General features: G+C 64.5%; 15 protein-coding genes. 8 read left to right on the top strand and 7 right to left on the bottom strand.

Annotation, left to right across the window (positions count from 1 at the left end):
• Positions 1–11 precede the first annotated feature (11 nt).
• Positions 12–914, bottom strand: coding sequence for a diacylglycerol kinase family protein (locus RCH11_RS00275; RefSeq protein WP_327054989.1), 903 nt, complete (start codon positions 912–914; stop codon positions 12–14).
• A gap of 90 nt (positions 915–1,004) precedes the next feature.
• Here RCH11_RS00275 and RCH11_RS00270 point away from each other — a divergent pair, with 90 nt between their 5' ends.
• Positions 1,005–1,643 carry an MBL fold metallo-hydrolase gene (locus RCH11_RS00270; RefSeq protein WP_327054988.1) on the top strand — a complete coding sequence of 213 codons (639 nt, stop codon included), beginning with the start codon at positions 1,005–1,007 and terminating at the stop codon, positions 1,641–1,643.
• Positions 1,644–1,665: 22 nt separating this feature from the next.
• Here the strand turns inward: RCH11_RS00270 and epsC are convergent, their stop codons facing one another.
• Positions 1,666–2,229, bottom strand: a complete 564-nt coding sequence (gene epsC / locus RCH11_RS00265; RefSeq protein ID WP_327054987.1) for a serine O-acetyltransferase EpsC — start codon at positions 2,227–2,229, stop codon at positions 1,666–1,668.
• 4 nt (positions 2,230–2,233) lie between these two features.
• Positions 2,234–3,172: a cysteine synthase A gene (gene cysK, locus RCH11_RS00260; RefSeq protein WP_327054986.1), complete on the bottom strand. Its 939-nt coding sequence runs from the start codon at positions 3,170–3,172 to the stop codon at positions 2,234–2,236.
• A 164-nt stretch (positions 3,173–3,336) separates the two neighbouring features.
• Here cysK and RCH11_RS00255 point away from each other — a divergent pair, with 164 nt between their 5' ends.
• Complete coding sequence (locus RCH11_RS00255; RefSeq protein ID WP_327054985.1) at positions 3,337–3,573, top strand: hypothetical protein; 237 nt, start codon at positions 3,337–3,339, stop codon at positions 3,571–3,573.
• Here the strand turns inward: RCH11_RS00255 and RCH11_RS00250 are convergent, their stop codons facing one another.
• Positions 3,574–4,527 carry a hypothetical protein gene (locus RCH11_RS00250; RefSeq protein ID WP_327054984.1) on the bottom strand — a complete coding sequence of 318 codons (954 nt, stop codon included), beginning with the start codon at positions 4,525–4,527 and terminating at the stop codon, positions 3,574–3,576.
• A gap of 236 nt (positions 4,528–4,763) precedes the next feature.
• Between RCH11_RS00250 and RCH11_RS00245 the strand changes: the two genes are divergently transcribed.
• Positions 4,764–5,933 (top strand): thiolase family protein, encoded by a 1,170-nt coding sequence (locus tag RCH11_RS00245; protein ID WP_327054983.1) that lies wholly within the window; start codon positions 4,764–4,766, stop codon positions 5,931–5,933.
• Here RCH11_RS00245 and RCH11_RS00240 read toward each other — a convergent pair.
• Positions 5,930–7,168 (bottom strand): PucR family transcriptional regulator, encoded by a 1,239-nt coding sequence (locus RCH11_RS00240; protein ID WP_327054982.1) that lies wholly within the window; start codon positions 7,166–7,168, stop codon positions 5,930–5,932. The two genes, RCH11_RS00245 and RCH11_RS00240, sit on opposite strands and share 4 nt — an antisense overlap.
• Before the next feature lie 168 nt (positions 7,169–7,336).
• Here RCH11_RS00240 and RCH11_RS00235 point away from each other — a divergent pair, with 168 nt between their 5' ends.
• The 3 genes from RCH11_RS00235 (at position 7,337) to RCH11_RS00225 (ending at position 12,378) form a co-directional block, all read left to right on the top strand.
• Positions 7,337–9,088: an aldehyde dehydrogenase family protein gene (locus RCH11_RS00235; RefSeq protein ID WP_327054981.1), complete on the top strand. Its 1,752-nt coding sequence runs from the start codon at positions 7,337–7,339 to the stop codon at positions 9,086–9,088.
• A 63-nt stretch (positions 9,089–9,151) separates the two neighbouring features.
• Positions 9,152–10,741: an AMP-binding protein gene (locus RCH11_RS00230; protein WP_327054980.1), complete on the top strand. Its 1,590-nt coding sequence runs from the start codon at positions 9,152–9,154 to the stop codon at positions 10,739–10,741.
• Positions 10,738–12,378 carry a GMC family oxidoreductase gene (locus RCH11_RS00225; RefSeq protein WP_327054979.1) on the top strand — a complete coding sequence of 547 codons (1,641 nt, stop codon included), beginning with the start codon at positions 10,738–10,740 and terminating at the stop codon, positions 12,376–12,378. Before RCH11_RS00230 ends, RCH11_RS00225 begins: the two co-directional genes overlap by 4 nt.
• Before the next feature lie 140 nt (positions 12,379–12,518).
• Here the strand turns inward: RCH11_RS00225 and RCH11_RS00220 are convergent, their stop codons facing one another.
• On the bottom strand, positions 12,519–13,421 hold the full coding sequence (locus tag RCH11_RS00220; protein ID WP_327054978.1) for a DMT family transporter: 903 nt from the start codon (positions 13,419–13,421) through the stop codon (positions 12,519–12,521).
• Between the two features lie 44 nt (positions 13,422–13,465).
• Between RCH11_RS00220 and RCH11_RS00215 the strand changes: the two genes are divergently transcribed.
• Positions 13,466–13,972: a MarR family winged helix-turn-helix transcriptional regulator gene (locus tag RCH11_RS00215; RefSeq protein ID WP_327054977.1), complete on the top strand. Its 507-nt coding sequence runs from the start codon at positions 13,466–13,468 to the stop codon at positions 13,970–13,972.
• A 156-nt stretch (positions 13,973–14,128) separates the two neighbouring features.
• Here RCH11_RS00215 and RCH11_RS00210 read toward each other — a convergent pair whose 3' ends face one another.
• Entirely contained in the window at positions 14,129–14,548 is a 420-nt protein-coding gene (locus RCH11_RS00210; RefSeq protein ID WP_327054976.1) for a GlcG/HbpS family heme-binding protein, read from the bottom strand.
• Positions 14,549–15,054: 506 nt separating this feature from the next.
• On the opposite strand from RCH11_RS00210, the gene RCH11_RS00205 reads away from it, so the two are divergent.
• Positions 15,055–16,377 carry an HNH endonuclease signature motif containing protein gene (locus tag RCH11_RS00205; RefSeq protein ID WP_327054975.1) on the top strand — a complete coding sequence of 441 codons (1,323 nt, stop codon included), beginning with the start codon at positions 15,055–15,057 and terminating at the stop codon, positions 16,375–16,377.
• The last annotated feature ends 86 nt before the right edge of the window (positions 16,378–16,463 follow it).

Here is a 16,463-nt window from a genome sequence, read left to right as displayed (position 1 = left end):
CGGTGCTGTGCTCAGGGCGACAGAATGCGCAGGGCCCCCGGCACGATTTCGATCTCAAGCGGCAGCGGGCCCACTCGCTCGCCGTCGGCGTAGGCGACCACGCCATCCGCCTCGATCCTTACGTGCTTCGCGCGACGAATCGAGACTCGCGGATCGGTCACGTGCGTGCCCTTAAACACGCGCGGGAAGATCCCAAGGAATGCAATTCGTGACAGCGGCTCGACCACGCACACGTCGAGCAGCCCGTCATCGAGCAGGGCATCGGGGGTGATCAGCATCCCACCGCCGAACGAGGTGTTGTTGGCGATCGACACGAGTGTGCCCGCTGTGTTCCATTCGACACCATCGAGAACCAGTCGATAGGTCGTGGGTTTGAGGGTCGCGAGTTCACGAAACAGGGCCACGTTGTAGCGGCTCTTCCCGCGCGGCCAGCGCATGAGGTTCGCGCGCTCGTTGACAAGCGCATCGAATCCGGCCGAGAGCACGCCGGCATACCAACGGTCGGGCTCCCCCGCGTGGCGAATGAGCGCGGCATCGATCACGCGCGGCTCACGCGCGAGAGCGCTGAGTAGCTGGTCGGTCGCCGCATCGGTGTCCCCGATCGGGATCCGCAAGCCGCGGGAGACGTCGTTACCGGTGCCCGACGGCACGATTCCGAGCGGGATGCGCGTGCCGGCAACGAGGTTCGCGCCGAGGCTCACCATGCCATCGCCGCCCACAACCACGAGGGCATCCGGGGCAAGAGCGACCGCCTTCTCGGCCTCACGGTGAAGGTCTGCCATCGTCGGCTCGCTCAGGGCGGTCACCCGATGGCCGGCCCCGCGCAGGCTTTGCACGACGGTGGGGCCGACCGCGCGTCCCTTGCCGAATGAGGCGGTCGGATTGATCGCGACGACGATCCGCAAAGCGGTCACGAGAGCGGCAGCGGTGTCGTCATTTCACCAGTATGTCGGATGCCATTCGCGAAACTTCCGAGCCGCACAGATTCGAGTACAGTCGGAAAAATGCGCATCACGAAACAAGAACATGCCTGCCTCATCCTCGAATCCTCGGGCAAGACGCTCGTGATCGATCCCGGAATCTTCACCACCGCACTCGTCGGCCTCACCGACGTCGTCGCTGTGGTGATCACCCACGAACACGGCGATCACTGGACCGCCGACCAGCTCACCCGCATCCTGAAGCGCAACCCCGATGCGAAGCTGTACGGGCCGGAAGGCGTGGCTCTCGCGGCCACCGACTTCGACATCATCATCGTGAAAGACGGTGACACGATCAACGCCGAGCCGTTCTCACTGCGCTTCTTCGGCGAAAAGCACGCCGTGATCCACTCCTCGATTCCGATCGTGGACAACGTGGGCGTGCTGGTCAACGACGCTCTGTACTACCCAGGCGACTCCTTCACGGTGCCGGAGGGCGTCGAAGTGGATGTGCTCGCAGCACCCGTCGGCGCTCCCTGGCTGAAGATCGGCGAAGCGATCGATTTTGTGCTCGCCGTGCGACCTCGCCGTGCCTTCGCCACCCATGAAATGGTGCTCTCGACCGCGGGTAAGGCGATGGGTGGCGACCGCCTGAAGTGGGCTGCCGAACAGGGCGGCGGGGAGTACGTGGCCCTCGAGCCGGGAGACACGCTCGACCTTTAGAACTGCCTCTTAATCAGCGGGGTCAGATGTAGATCGCGGGGTCCGTGAACGTATCGGCGGCGGATGACGCGGTTCGCGGTCGAACGCGCGCCGGAATGCCGGTGAGCACCGAGTGCGGCGGAGCATCCGTCACGACAACCGCGTTCGCCCCGATGATCGAGTCGTGCCCGATGGTGACGGGCCCGAGCACACTCGCACCCGCGCCGACCACCACGCGGTCGCCGATGGTGGGATGCCGCCGCTCACGCACAGAGCTCGTGCCGCCGAGGGTGACGCCGTGATAAATCAACACGTCATTGCCGACAATCGCGGTCTCGCCGATCACCACGCCCATGCCGTGATCAATAAAGAGTCGGCGGCCGATAGTCGCACCCGGATGGATCTCTATGCCGGTAAACGTCCGCACGATTTGCGAGTAGATGCGGGCCAAGAGAAACAGCCGCCACTTCCACAGACGGTGCGCGACGCGATAACCCCACACCGCATGCAGACCGGAGTAGGCAAGGAACACCTCGGCATTCGACCGCGCTGCCGGATCATTTTGCCGAGCCATCCGGATGTCTTCACGAATGCCCCTGAACGGCACCCGGTCAGTCCGCGAGGTCTTCGTACAGCACTGTCGAGAGATACCGCTCGCCGAAGCTCGCGATGATCACCACGATGGTCTTGCCCGCGTTCTCCGGTCGCGCGGCCAGATCGACGGCAGCCTGCACGCTCGCCCCGGAGGAGATCCCGGCGAGGATGCCCTCCTCCGCCGCGAGACGACGTGCCATCGCGACGGAGCGGGTGATGTCGATGTCGATGATCTCGTCATAGACCTCGCGGTCGAGAACTTCGGGCACGAAGTTCGCCCCGAGGCCCTGGATCTTGTGCGGCCCGGGTGCTCCCCCGTTGAGGATGGGCGACTCGGCCGGCTCGACGCCGATAACGGTGAGGCCCGGCTTCTGCTCCTTGAGATAGTTTCCCGTGCCGGTAATCGTGCCGCCAGTGCCGATGCCCGCGACAAAAATGTCGACCGCTCCCTCCGTGTCGTTCCAGATCTCGGGACCGGTGGTGGCGTGGTGGATGGCCGGATTCGCGGCGTTCGCAAACTGTTGTGCGTAGACGGCTCCTGGGGTGCTGGCGACGATGTCGGCCGCGCGGTCGACGGCGGACTTCATACCGCCGGGGCCGGGGGTCAGCACGAGATCGGCGCCGTACGCGCGCAGCAGCATCCGCCGCTCCTTGCTCATGGTTTCCGGCATGGTGAGAATCACCTTGTAGCCGCGGGCCGCGCCGACCATCGCGAGCGCGATGCCGGTGTTGCCGCTGGTGCTCTCGACGATCGTGCCGCCGGGCTTCAACTCGCCCGACTTTTCGGCCGCATCGACGATGGCGACCGCGAGACGGTCCTTGACGCTCGCGGAGGGGTTATAAAACTCCAGCTTCGCGAGCACCGTCGCTCCGAGGCCCTTGGTGACCTTGTTGAGCCGCACGAGCGGGGTGTTACCAAAGATTTCGGTGATGTCGTTGTAGACGCGTTGCGACATGGGAGTGCGCTTCCTGTTCCTGGCCAGACCGCAGTCACCTGCGCGACGGTTTTCGGTGATACTGGATTCAACGCCGCTTCGGCCAATTCCTTCCCGATTATGCCGCCTCGCGCTGCGAGCACTGTGAAAATGGCTGGGCTGGGGCGGCCGGGTCGATTCAGCCTGTGCCTTTCGGCCCTGTGGTGATGTGGCTAACCATGCGCTCGTCCGTCAGCCATGCGGCCGAACACAAGCCCTCACGGTCGACGTACGACGGCATGGTCGCGCCGGCGCGGCATGGTCGCGCCGGCGCAGCATGGTCGCGCCGGCGCAGGCATCGCGGCGTCGCCATCGCGCGTCGCAGCGTCGCCATCGCGGCATCCGACGCCATCGCGCCGCCGCATCCGTCGCCGGAAATATGACTAGCGGATGCCTGCGGCTAGGAGGTGCGCCCGCAGTCGATTCAGCGAACACGCGATCTGCCAGTGCCACCGAGTCATCCCGTGGCCCGCCGCCCGAAGGTCATCCTCGCGCCGCTTCTCATCGATTAGAGCTTGCTCAGGAGTTCGGCCGCGCAAGAATTCCGGATCGGTGTACTTCGCATTTCCGTCGAATTCGCCGATCATGTTGAACTCCGGCCACCAGAAGTCGACGATATAGACCTGACCGCTCGCTCCCGTCACAGCGACCTGCAATTGCGGCATCGGGATCCCGAGACACTGCATGTTCGCGCGGCTCACCGACTCCCCCGGCCGGTCTGAATTTCCATCGGCGAACTCGATCGCTCGCCTGGCTTTCACGCTACCGTGCGTCAGCGGCATCTCGTCGAGTTCGCGAATCAGGTCATGCTGTGTGACCAGCGTGCGAGGGACCGACGCGAGCGGATGCGCGGTTCGGCGCAGCGCGGCATCCGCGAGCGCGACACCTGCCGCAAAAGTAGTGCACGCGGCCATGTCCGCCACCGTGCGTGCGAGCGTCGTAACGCTGAGCTGCTCGATCGAGATCGATTCGCGAGGGAATCCGACCGTGTGTCGCTCGAGCATGCCGGTCGACCGACCACCGGTAGCTCGCGGCACGAGGACGTGTGCTTTGGTCGGCCACGAGGCCACGAGTGGCAGCCGCCACAACGCAGCAGCGGAGTGGTGCGAGAAGACGGTGCCGACAGGAGCGGCAAGCGATACGGCCTTGACGCGAGCCCGATACCTTTGGTCCCCGCTCAGGGCACTCCAGAGCGATGCCCGAATGTACACGCCCGGGAAGAGGGCGACCAACTCTCCTCGCGCGACTGAAGCGAAGAATGCGGAGCGCTCGCCCGGAGTCGGCAGTTGCCGGGTGACGTGGATGTGGTCGATCCAGTCGGCCGTGAGTGGTGGCATGCCCTCAGGGTGCCCGGCCGGGCGCGACCGACCCGCTGTTCGATCCCTTTTGGCGGACGCCGGACTCACAGTCTGAATGTGAAGGAGTGGATGGGAATCGCCGCACCCGAGCCAACCGGAGACCGTGCGTCCGTTTGTCAGCCATGCGGCCAAACGAACTGCCGCACGGCTGACAAGCTGCCGCACGGTCGAGCTCCCGAGCTTAAGCTGGAGGAACCAAGACAAGGAAGTCCACCATGAGCAACTCCGCAGTGATCGTCGACGTCATCCGCACCCCCTCAGGCCGCGGCAAGCCGGGCGGCTCGCTGAGTGGTGTGCATCCCGTCGACCTGCTCGCCATCACCCTGCGCGCCCTCGTCGAGCGCAATGGCGTCGACCCGGCGACCATCGACGACGTAATCGGCGGATGCGTCGCGCAGGCCGGCAAGCAGACCTATAACGTGACCCGCAACGCGGTGCTCGGCGCCGGCTTCCCCGATCACGTGCCCGCCGTCACGATCGACCGGCAGTGCGGCTCCAGCCAGCAGGCCGCCGTCTTTGCCGCCCAGGGCATCATGACCGGCAACTACGACATCGCCATCGCCTGCGGTGTGGAGTCGATGAGCAGCAACCCGATCGGCTACTCGATCATGGGCGAAGACATCTACGGCGAGCAGGTGGCTGCGCGCTACCCCGACGGGCTCGTCGGCCAGGGCATTTCCGCCGAGCTGATCACGAGCAAGTGGGGATTCTCGCGCGCGCAGCTCGACGACTTCGCGGCACGCTCACACCAGCTCGCCGCTGAGGCGGCCGCCGCCGGCTATTTCGCCAACGAACTCATCGCCGTTGGCGACGTCACGACGGATGAGACGGTGCGCCCCGCGACGACTGCGGAGGGCCTGGCTGGCCTCAAGCCGGCCTTCTACACCGAACGATTCGCCGCGCGCTTCCCGGAGATCGGCTGGAACATTACCCCAGGCAACTCCTCCCCCCTCACCGACGCCGCCGCCGCGACCCTCATCATGAGCGAGTCGAAGGCCGCCGAACTCGGGCTGAAGCCGCGCGCGCGGTTCCATAGTTTCGCCGTGACCGGCAGCGACCCACTGTTCATGCTCACCGGAGTGATCCCCGCCACGGCGAAGGTGCTCACGAAGGCCGGACTCACGATCGACGACATCGACGCCTTCGAGGTGAACGAGGCGTTTGCTCCCGTGCCGTTGGCCTGGCTCGCAGAGACCGGAGCGGATGCAACGAAGCTCAACCCACGCGGCGGCGCGATCGCGCTTGGGCACGCACTCGGAGCATCCGGTGCCCGGCTGCTCGCCACGATGGTCAACCATCTCGAAGCCACCGGCGGTCGCTACGGCCTCCAGGTGATGTGCGAGGGCGGCGGCATGGCGAACGCCACCATCATCGAACGTCTTTAGTCGCGAATCCCGCCGAGGCGCACCGCGCGCAGGGCGGCATAGAGCTCGGATGCCTCGGCCGGCCGTGACACGGAGCGACCGGTGAGTTCGGCGATTCGTCCGAGTCGGTAGAGCACCGTGTTGCGGTGGCAGTGCATCCGCTTTCCCGCGTCTGCCGTCGAACCGCCAGCGTCAAACCACGCTTCGAGCGTGTCGAGAAGCACGGTACCGTCAGCAGAATTCGCGCCGCCGACAGAGCTCGCACCGAGGAGGTTCGCGAAGACACTGTCCCGCAGCTCGGCTCCGTAGCCCGGCTGCGCTACGAGCAGAAGATCGAGCGGTGCTGATCCGTATCGGTGGATGCCGACGCCCGGCGATGCGATGCACTCGACCGACATGCGGGCCTGACTCACGGCATCCGGCGAGGCCGCGAGCTGGTTGAAAGCACGGCTGATGCCGACCCTTGACCTGGCACCGGTCGCGACAATCGAAACGGCACGGTCGAGTTCCGCTCGGGGGGCGACCCCGATGAGGCCCACATATTCTCCCTTCCAGGCGGTCCAGGCGGAGGAGATGCCCGCCGCGCGAAGTCGTCCGTGTACCTCAGGAACCGGGTCGGCGCCGCTACTGCTGCGCTCGGCGGCGATAACGAGGTAGCTGGCATGCTCCGGCAGTTCGAGCGCACGAAGAAGGCCGCCGATCTCCCCGGGGGCGGCGCTGCCGTCGAGAAGGCTGAGCAACATGACGCTGCGCGCCTGCTCATCGCGGCGATCACGCTCGTCCACGAACGCGCGATACGCCTCGGCGGCGGCGCCCGAGAATCGGTCGATAATGCCCCAGACATCCGACGACAGGTGCAGCAGCGTCTCGGTGCGCTGGGTGCCGACCGAGCGGGACATCATCTCATCCCACAGTTGCAGTCCCGCAAGACGGTAGGCGTGCAGCAGGCTCGTCATCGGGATTCCGTGCTCGGCCTTGACGCGGCCGGCACGGCGCGGGGCGGCGAGCGAGTTGGTCGTGCCGGCGAGAGTGGCGAGCAATGCCGAGATATTTTCGCGCACGATCGAATGCAAAAGATCGCGGGACATCGGGTTCTCGGAGTACGCGTGTTCGCCGGCGAGGATCTGGTCGACGACGCCGTCGGTGAGTGCTCCGACCGAGTCGACCAGTTCGAGGAAGAAGCCGGAGGATCCGCCGTCATCCGGTCGGGCGGGCGAGACCGCGACGCTGCGCGTGAGTTCCTGGTCGATGGACATAGCTGGACTGTATCGCGACGTTGTGCGGCGGCACAACGGTATTCGGGGAACAGGCGGCGTTCGCCCATCGCACTCTCCTCGATCATGGGCGATACTGGAACTTCTTAGGTGAGGCATGGTCGTTGCGATTATGCCGAAGACCAAGCAGGCAGCGATCAAAGGAGATTGATGACCACCACAGAGCCGACCGTGCCCGCCACGGCCGTTCCCACGCTCGACGTATCCATTCGGGGCGATCTGGATTCCGCGATCAGTCAGCTTTCCGAGGGCGAGTCTCGCTGGGCCAAGATGACCGTTCCCGCCCGCGTTTCCCTGCTCAGCCAGGTGCATGCTTCTGTCGCTGCGGCCGCGGACCAGTGGGTCGACGCGGCCACTCGCGCGAAGAACCTCGACCCTGATTCGCCTTTCGTAGGCGAAGAATGGATTTCGGGACCCTACGTCGTGCTCTCTAGCCTGCTGGCTCTTCAGCACACGCTGGGCGCGATCGCCTCCGGCACGAGCCCGATCGCTGACAAGAAACTCGGCACAGCGCCCGGCGGTCGGGTGAGCGTGCCGGTACTGCCAGCGAACGCCTACGAGGCACTGCTCTTGCACGGTTTCAGCGCCGAAGTGTGGATGAAGCCGGGCACGTCCGTGGACTCGGTGCGGTCATCCGCCGGCCTCGGTGCCCGCACCCCGACCGAGACCAACGGAGTCGGCCTCGTGCTCGGTGCCGGCAACATCACCGGCATCCCGCCGCTCGATGTGCTCTATGAACTTATTGCCCATAACCGGGTCGCGCTTCTCAAGCTCAATCCGGTGATGGACCGGATGCTCGCGCCCTACTCAGCCGCCTTCAAACCGCTCATCGACCTCGGTCTGCTGCGCATCGTGACGGGTGCAGGCGATGTCGGAAGCTACCTCGCCAACCATCCAGGCATCTCTCACGTGCACATCACCGGCAGCGCGGCCACCCACGACCTGATCGTCTGGGGCACCGGCCCCGGGGTGGCCGATCGCAAGGCCTCCGGCACGCCATTGCTCAAAAAACCGATCACCAGCGAACTCGGCGGCGTGGCCCCCATCATCGTGCTGCCCGGGGCTTGGTCACAGGCCGACCTGAAATACCAGGCCGAACACGTGGTCACCCAGCGCCTGCACAACGGCGGCTACAACTGCATCGCCGGCCAGATAGTGGTGCTCAGTTCCCAGTGGCCGCAGCGCAAGGCATTCCTCGCGGAGCTGCGCAGCGCTCTCACCCGCACCCCCGACCGCGCCCCGTGGTATCCGGGCAGCGATGTCCGGGTCGACTCGGCCTCCACCTCCTACCCCGGTGCCGAGCGATTCGGGTCGAGCGGAGGGCGGCTGCTCGTCGACATCCACGCGAACGATGATGCCTCGACGATCCTGACGACGGAGTACTTCTCGCCGGTACTCGGTGTGATCGAGCTCCCTGGCACTGGGCAGGAATTCCTCGACACCGCGGTCGACACCGTCAACCGCGACTTCGTCGGTACACTCGGGGCCAACATCATCGGGCTGCCGAGCACCATCAAACAGCTCGGCGCCGGATTCGAGAACGCCCTGGCCAGACTCGACTACGGCACCATCGCGGTCAACACCTGGACCGCCCTCGGCTTTCTCACCCCGGGAGCCCCGTGGGGCGCCTTCCCCGGTCACACTCTCGATAATGTGCAGAGCGGTATTGGTGTCGTGCACAACGCCCTTCTGCTCGACGGCACCGAGAAGACAATCGCTCGAGGTCCATTCCGCCCGTTCCCCCGGTCCGCGCTGCATGGGGAGTTCGCGCTGTTCCCGAAGCCACCGTGGTTCGTCACCGCCCGCAGTGCCAAGAAAACGGGCAGGCTGCTGGCCGGTTTCGCTGCCGCACCGTCGTGGTTCAAAATGCCCGCCATCTTCATCTCGGCATTCCGCGCCTGACACCGATAGGTTTCTTAGGCCACAGTAGGAGCACCACTCACCACACGATCAAAGGAGATTCACGTGGTTTTTCGAGGACCTCTGCCGGATGTCGACATCCCGCACCTCAGCGTCTACGACTACCTATTCGCCAGCATCGATGCGGCCGATCTGGACCGCATTGCGATAGTGGATGGCGCTTCCGGCGCCGAGACGAGCTATCGCCAAATGATCGGCCAGATCAACCTCGTGGCGGGGGCGCTCGCGGCCCGAGGTATCGGTCTCGGCGATGTCGTGGCGCTGCATTCGCCCAACGTGCCCGCCTTCGCTGCCGTATTCCACGGCATCCTTCGATCGGGTGCCACCGCGACGACCGTCAACGCGCTCTACACCGGGGAGGAGATGGGCACGCAGCTCAGCGACTCGAAGGCGCGCTTCCTCTTCACGGTGTCGCCGCTTCTCGCCGCCGCGAAAGATGCGGCATCGCGGGCTGGAATCGCCGACGACCATGTGGTCGTGCTCGACGGCGCCGAGGGCCACCCGTCGCTGCGTGACCTGCTGACTGAAAACAACCCAGCGCCCCAGGTGCGGTTCGACCCCGCCGAGCAGATCGCCGTACTGCCGTATTCCTCGGGCACGACGGGTCGGCCGAAGGGGGTTATTCTCACCCATCGCAACCTCGTGGCGAATGTCGCGCAGTCCCTTCCCCTTCTGGGGGCGGATGCGGCTTCCCGGGTGCTCGCAGTGCTGCCGTTCTTCCACATCTATGGCATGACGATGCTTCTGAATATGGCATTTCGTACCCGGGCGCGGCTGGTGACGATGCCGCGATTCGACCTGGCGGAGTTCCTGCGTATCATCCAGGATTTCCAGATCAACTGGGCATTCATTGCGCCTCCGATCGCGGTGGCACTGGCGAAGCATCCGCTCGTCGACCAGTACGACCTGTCGAGCATGGAGGTCATCGTCTCTGGCGCGGCGCCATTCGACGGCGCTCTCGGAACGGCCGTCGCAGAGCGACTCAGCTGCCTGGTGCGCCAGGGATATGGCATGAGCGAGATGAGTCCGGTTTCGCACAGCATTCCGGTGAGCCGGGATGATATCCCCCTTGGCTCGGTCGGCATAACCCTTCCGAACATCGAGTGTAAGCTTATTGACACTGCCACCGGGGACGAGATCGAGATGCCGCTCGAGGGCACCAGTGCGCCCGGCGAACTGCTCTGTCGTGGACCGAACATTATGCGCGGGTATCTCGGCAACGACGAGGCCACTCGTGAGACGATTGACGAAGACGGGTTCCTGCACACGGGCGACATCGCCACCGTGAGCTCCGAGGGGATCGTTTCGATCGTCGACCGGCTCAAAGAGCTCATCAAATACAAGGGCTATCAGGTGGCCCCGGCCGAACTCGAAGCCCTGCTGCTCACTCACCCGCGCATTGCGGACGCCGCGGTCGTTGGCTCGCACGACGCCGAGGGCGAGGAGATTCCGAAGGCATTCGTCGTTGTGCAGTCTGGCTCCGAGATCTCGGCCGACGAAGTCATGGCGTTCGTGGCCGAGCAGGTGGCTCCGCACAAGAAGATCCGCCAGGTCGCATTTATCGACACCATTCCGAAATCGTCTTCGGGCAAGATCCTTCGCAAGGACCTGCGCAACCAGGAGGTATCCGCATGAGCACTACCCACGTCGGCACCGCCGACGCCTTCGACTACGTCGTCGTCGGCGCCGGGGCATCCGGTGCCGCCCTTGCGGCAAAACTTACCGAAGACGGCACCCGAACGGTGCTCCTTCTCGAGGCCGGGCTCGTCGACAAGAAGACCGAGGTTCACATCCCGGCCGCATTCTCAGCCCTGTTCCGTTCCGAGCTCGACTGGAACTACGACACGACGCCCCAGCCCGAACTCGGCGGCCGCACCGTCTATTGGCCGCGGGGCAAGATGCTCGGCGGCTCGTCGTCGATCAACGCCATGATGTGGGTGCGCGGGTTTGCCGCCGACTACGACCATTGGGCTGAGACAGCGGGATCAACCTGGTCGTACGCCGCGCTGCTTCCCTACTTCCGCAGCGTGGAGCGGGTGGAGGGCAACACCGATCCCGACCAAGGCTCCGGGGGCGCCATCAGCATCGAGCACCAGCGCAGTCCGCGCTCGCACACAGCGACCTTCCTCAAGGCGGTCACCCAGGCCGGGTTCGCAGTGGTGGCCCCGAATACGGCGCTGCCCGATGGATTCAGCCAGACCATGGTGAGCCAGAAGAGAGGCAAGCGCTTCTCCAGCGCCGATGGCTATCTCACGCCCGCCAAGGGGCGAAACAATCTCACCGTGCGAACGAGTGCGCAGGCCACTCGCATCGTGTTCGACGGCACTCGCGCCGTCGGTGTGGAATACCTCCTCGACGGGGTAAAGAAGCAGGTGACGGCACACAACGAGGTAGTTCTCTGCGGCGGGGCCGTCAACACTCCGCAGTTGCTGATGCTCTCGGGCATCGGCAACGCTGGTGAACTCACGGCTCACGGCATCCCGGTACTCGTCGACTCACCGGAAGTGGGTAAGAACCTGCGCGACCACCTCCTTTCCGGCCTGATCATCGAGACCGCCGGAGACACTCTGTTCACCGCGAAGAAGATTCCCGAGCTCGTGAGCTTCCTCGCCAAGGGCCGGGGCATGCTCACCTCGAACGTCGCAGAAGCGTATGGTTTTGTGCGCTCGGACCCGTCATTGGAGCTTCCCGATATCGAGATCATCTTCGCGCCGGTGGCATTCATCGGCGAAGGCCTCATCCCCGCACCGGCTCACGCACTGACCGTCGGAGCGATTCTGCTGAAGCCGGAGAGCACGGGCACGATTACCCTCGCCTCGGCCGATCCGCTGGCAAAGGCGATCATCGACCCGCGATACCTCACTGATGTCGGGGGCACGGACCGCGCTCGACTGATAGCGGGCCTCGGTATCTGCGAGGACATCCTGCAGGCGCCGGCGCTGCAATCGACCACCGGGCCGCGATTCGTCGCACCGGAGGGGGGCGAGACCATGAGCCGGCTCGAGCGTGATGGCACCGCGATCGAGACCGCAGCGCACACGCTGTACCACCCGGTGGGCACCGCTCGAATGGGCACGGATGCCGCCTCCGTCGTCGACGAGGAGTTGCGGGTGCGCGGAGTGCAGGGCCTTCGCGTTGCCGACGCGTCAGTGATGCCCGACATCATCCGGGGGCACACCCAGGCCGTGTCGATGGTCATCGGCGAGAAGGCCGCTGACCTGCTGATGGCGGCGGCGAAGACCGAATCGCTTACCGCAGGCGCCAGACGGTAGTTTCTCTGGTCGCCACCGTTCCTCCCACACCGGAGCGAGCGGTGGCACCCCTGTTTCTCGCGCCCGCATGAATTGCGACATCCTTCCGCGAAGCTCATTTCGGTCACCGTCGGCTGTAGTCGGTCCCGCAAGGGAAACAGCTATCGGGTGGGGTCGTTGGGAAGTCCTTCGTGAGCACGGACGGGCTTTGCTGTTTTAGAGACGATGACGGCAGCGATTGACCCAAGGACGATGACAACTCCTGCTACCTGCAGCGGGGCGAGGTCCTCCCCGGCGATCATCCAGCCCAGGAGTATGGCCACGACCGGGCTGAGTAAGCCGAGGAAAACCGTGGTGCTTGCGGGAAGCTGCGCGATTCCGCGAAACCACACGACATAGGCGAATGCGGTGCCGACGACAGAAAGATAGCTGAACCCCATCATGTTCGGAAGTGTCAGAGGCGTCGTTATAAGCCCCTCGATCGCGATCGTGAGGACCAGGAGGAAGAGCCCGCCTGCGATGAGCTGCCACGCTGTTGTGGTGAGCGGGGACGCTGGCTGCCCCCACTTTTTAGCGAGCACGATCCCGGACGCCATGGAGAGAGTTCCGCCGATGGCGGCCGCGAGGCCGACGGCATCGAGGCGCGATTGCGCCTGGAGCACAATAAGGCACACACCGAGCAGGCCTGAAGAGCCGGCGAAGACGACCCGCGCGGTAAGTCTTTCTTGGAGAACACGACTGGCGAGAACGGCGACAACGAGCGGCTGAAGGCCGCCGACAATTGCGGCCACGCCGCCGGGGAGCCGGTACGCCGCGATAAAGAGCAACGCAAAGAACGCTCCGATGTTGAGAATGCCGAGAACCCAGGACTTCCACCACCATTCACCGCGCGGCCACCGTCGGCAGAGCACCAGGAGCAGGACTCCCGCAGGAAGCGCACGCACAGTTGCCGCGAGCAGCGGCCGATCCTCCGGCAGGAACAATGTGGTCGTGAGGTAGGTGGTGCCCCAGAGCACCGGGGCCACGGCTGTCGTCAACACGAGGAAGTTCTGATTGCTAAGCACTTAGGTATTATACCTAAGTGCTTAGCAATAGCTAGACTGGGGGCATGCCAGACCAAGTAGATCGAATCATTAAGCAATGGCACGCAGAAAAGCCAGAACTCGACGTCTCATCAATGGCCACTCTCGGCCGACTCAGTCGTACGACACTCGCCGTGGAATCGCGCCTGGCCGAGACATTTGCGCGGCATGGTTTGGATGCCCCCTCATTCGACGTGCTCGCAACGCTCCTGCGAAGCGGCGCCCCCTACCGGATCGCCCCACTGGAACTGGCCCGTGAAGCCATGATTTCCACGAGCGCGGTGGCACAGCGCCTGAACAAACTAGAGTCCCGCGGATTCGTCACGCGGGAGGCTAACCCCGACGACGGCCGCGGAACTCTCGTGTCGCTCACCGGCACGGGCAAGGATCTCATCGAGTCCGCTTTGCCAGATCATCTCGAAACCGAGCGCGCCATCACCGCAGTGCTCAGCACCGACGAGCAGGCCCTGCTCGGGATGCTCCTTCAACGAATCAGCACCGCGGCCAGTTCACGACAACCGCCAACCCGTTAACATCGCAATGGGAATCGCTTCGTTAATGTCAACCTAGTGACGAGCAAAAACGCTCGGTCCCGGGGGTTTACAAACCAGGACGAAAACTCGACGCGCGCAGTTTCGAGGGTGACCGCGTTCGAGCCGCAGGCCCGCTGAAACCCGCGCGTGAACGCCTCAATACGCTGCAGCTCCCGCCGTTGCGACATCCTGGTCCTGCTCAATCGAGCCCGTGGAGACCCCGATGGCGCCCATGATGTGGCCATCGCGAACCAGTGGGATGCCGCCGGGAAAGACCGCCAGACGCCCGCCGTGGGCATCGCTCAACCCAAAAATCGACCCCTCCGGGCGGGTGAGCTCCTGCAAGTCGCCTGTTTCACATTGGAACGCGATGGACGTATAGGCCTTGTTGATCGCAATAGTGATGCTGCCGATATTTGCCCCGTCCATGCGCACATGAGCCTTGAGGTTGCCCCCGGCGTCGACGACGGCAATGTCCATCGGCTGCCCGATCTCGGTGGCTTTCGCTTCGGCTGCGTCAATCACGCGCCGAGCCTCTTCGAGTGTGATGGTTTCGAGTACGGTTCCGTTGGCCATTTGATGTCCTTTTCGCTGGGGAATATTGAGGTTATTCAAACACGCAACGAGCCGACTGGATAGGTAGGAATTACCCCCATAGCCCAGTGCGCAGAATCCCTGTAGCCCGGCAAGACAAGCTCCTCGAGCGTCGACAAAATCCGAACCGGGTTTCACTGGATTTAGCTGGTTTTTTGACCAGCCAAGCATGATCCGACCCGCCCGATCGCGAACCTCTGTCGGATATTTGTCGGGCGTATTTCACATCCTTCCAACGGAAACATGGTCATCGGCGAGGAAGCCGCCGATGTGCTGATAGCGGCGGCCGATTGGCTCGTCGTACGCGCCAGACCGTAGTTCTCTTGGTCGCCACCGACCCTCCAACAGCGGAGCGAGCGTGATGCTTATTCTTCCCTCCTGGCTCCACTCCTCCCCAGGCGGATTTTTGCGGCTTTTTTCCACAGGAAGTCCTGATCAAACGGGGTATCAGCTCGAGGAATGTCGGTGGTCACTGCGAGACTTCTCTCATGAAAACGTCAACGCTCGAGCGCACCGCGGCGGTGGATCTCACCGACTCCGAGCTGCTCGCTGCGCTCGAGGATCGATTCGCCGAGCGTCGCGTGGTGGATGCCGAAATCACTCGACTCGCCGCCCAAGTGGGTGACCGATCGTGCGTGACTCTCGGGCGCGAGGGGCTTGCCACCCGGCTGGGAGAAAACAGTCCGGCGGCAGTCCTGGTCGCGGTTGGACTCATCGCGCTGAGCGAAGCGCGGCTGTTCTGCCGCGTCGGCGATGCCACCTCGGCGTCTCGGAGTCTGACCGGCGAAGCCGTGTCGCCGCGGCATCCGCTAGTCGCCGAGGCGTTCTGTGCCGGGTCGATCGCCCTCGACTCCGCGAATTGGATCGTCTCGAACCTCGACCAAGCGTCACCGCGCGCCGACTTCGAGCAGGCGCGCACTGCGGAACGGCTGCTGTGCGCGTTCGCGACGGAGAACCCGGCTGACAGCGTGCGCAGAATGGCGCTCGCCTGGCGAGATGCGTTGGATGTCGACGGAATCGAGCCCCGAGATGAATGGCTCACCCGCACACGCTCACTCCGCCGACGGGTGCTTCCGAACGGCATGAAGTTGTTCTCGCTCACTCTCGCCCCGGTCGGCGCGGCATACCTGGATGCCTACCTCGATGGGTACGTCGGCAACGTCCTGCGCGCGCCACGCTTCGAGTCGGGTGTTTCCCCCGGCAGCGACGATGCCGAACCTCAAGACCCGCGCACTCTCACCCAGATTTCGGCGGATGCCCTCGTCGAGCTCGCCCAACATGGCATCAGCTGCCGAAGCACCGCAGCGCCTATGCCCAGCACCACGATCGTCGTGCGGATGAGCCTCGACTCACTCCTGACCGGGCTTGGCGCGGCGCACATCGACGGCGGCGATCAACCAATCTCCGCTGGTGCCGCGCGACGAATGGCGGCCGACGCCCACATCATTCCCGCGGTGCTCGGCGGCCCGAGCGAGGTGCTCGATCTCGGCAGGTCGAATCGACTATTCAGTCGCGCCCAACGACTCGCCCTTGCAGAGCGCGACAACGGCTGCGCTGTCGCGAACTGCCATAAGCCACCGAGTTTTGCTGAGGCGCACCACATCCGCTGGTGGACTGACGATACGGGGCCGACGGATCTGGAGAATGGCATTCTCCTCTGCTCGAAACACCACCATGCGATTCATCAGGGCGGATGGGAAGTGGTGATCCGAGACGGGGTGCCGTGGTTCATTCCACCGTCGAGTGTCGATGTTTACCGCAGACCGCGGCGCGGAGGACGCGCGCCCGTGCCGGAGTTGGTGGCGATGTGATTGCGCGCCACAGAAGGAAGCTCCCAAAAGTACAGCACGAACGAGAGCAGCGCCCAGGACTGCAGCACTCAGCGGTACAGGGCGTA

The sequence above is a fragment of the Glaciihabitans sp. GrIS 2.15 genome (genome assembly GCF_035984695.1).
Classification (GTDB): domain Bacteria; phylum Actinomycetota; class Actinomycetes; order Actinomycetales; family Microbacteriaceae; genus Lacisediminihabitans.
This window is presented reverse-complemented; position numbering and strand designations above follow the sequence as displayed.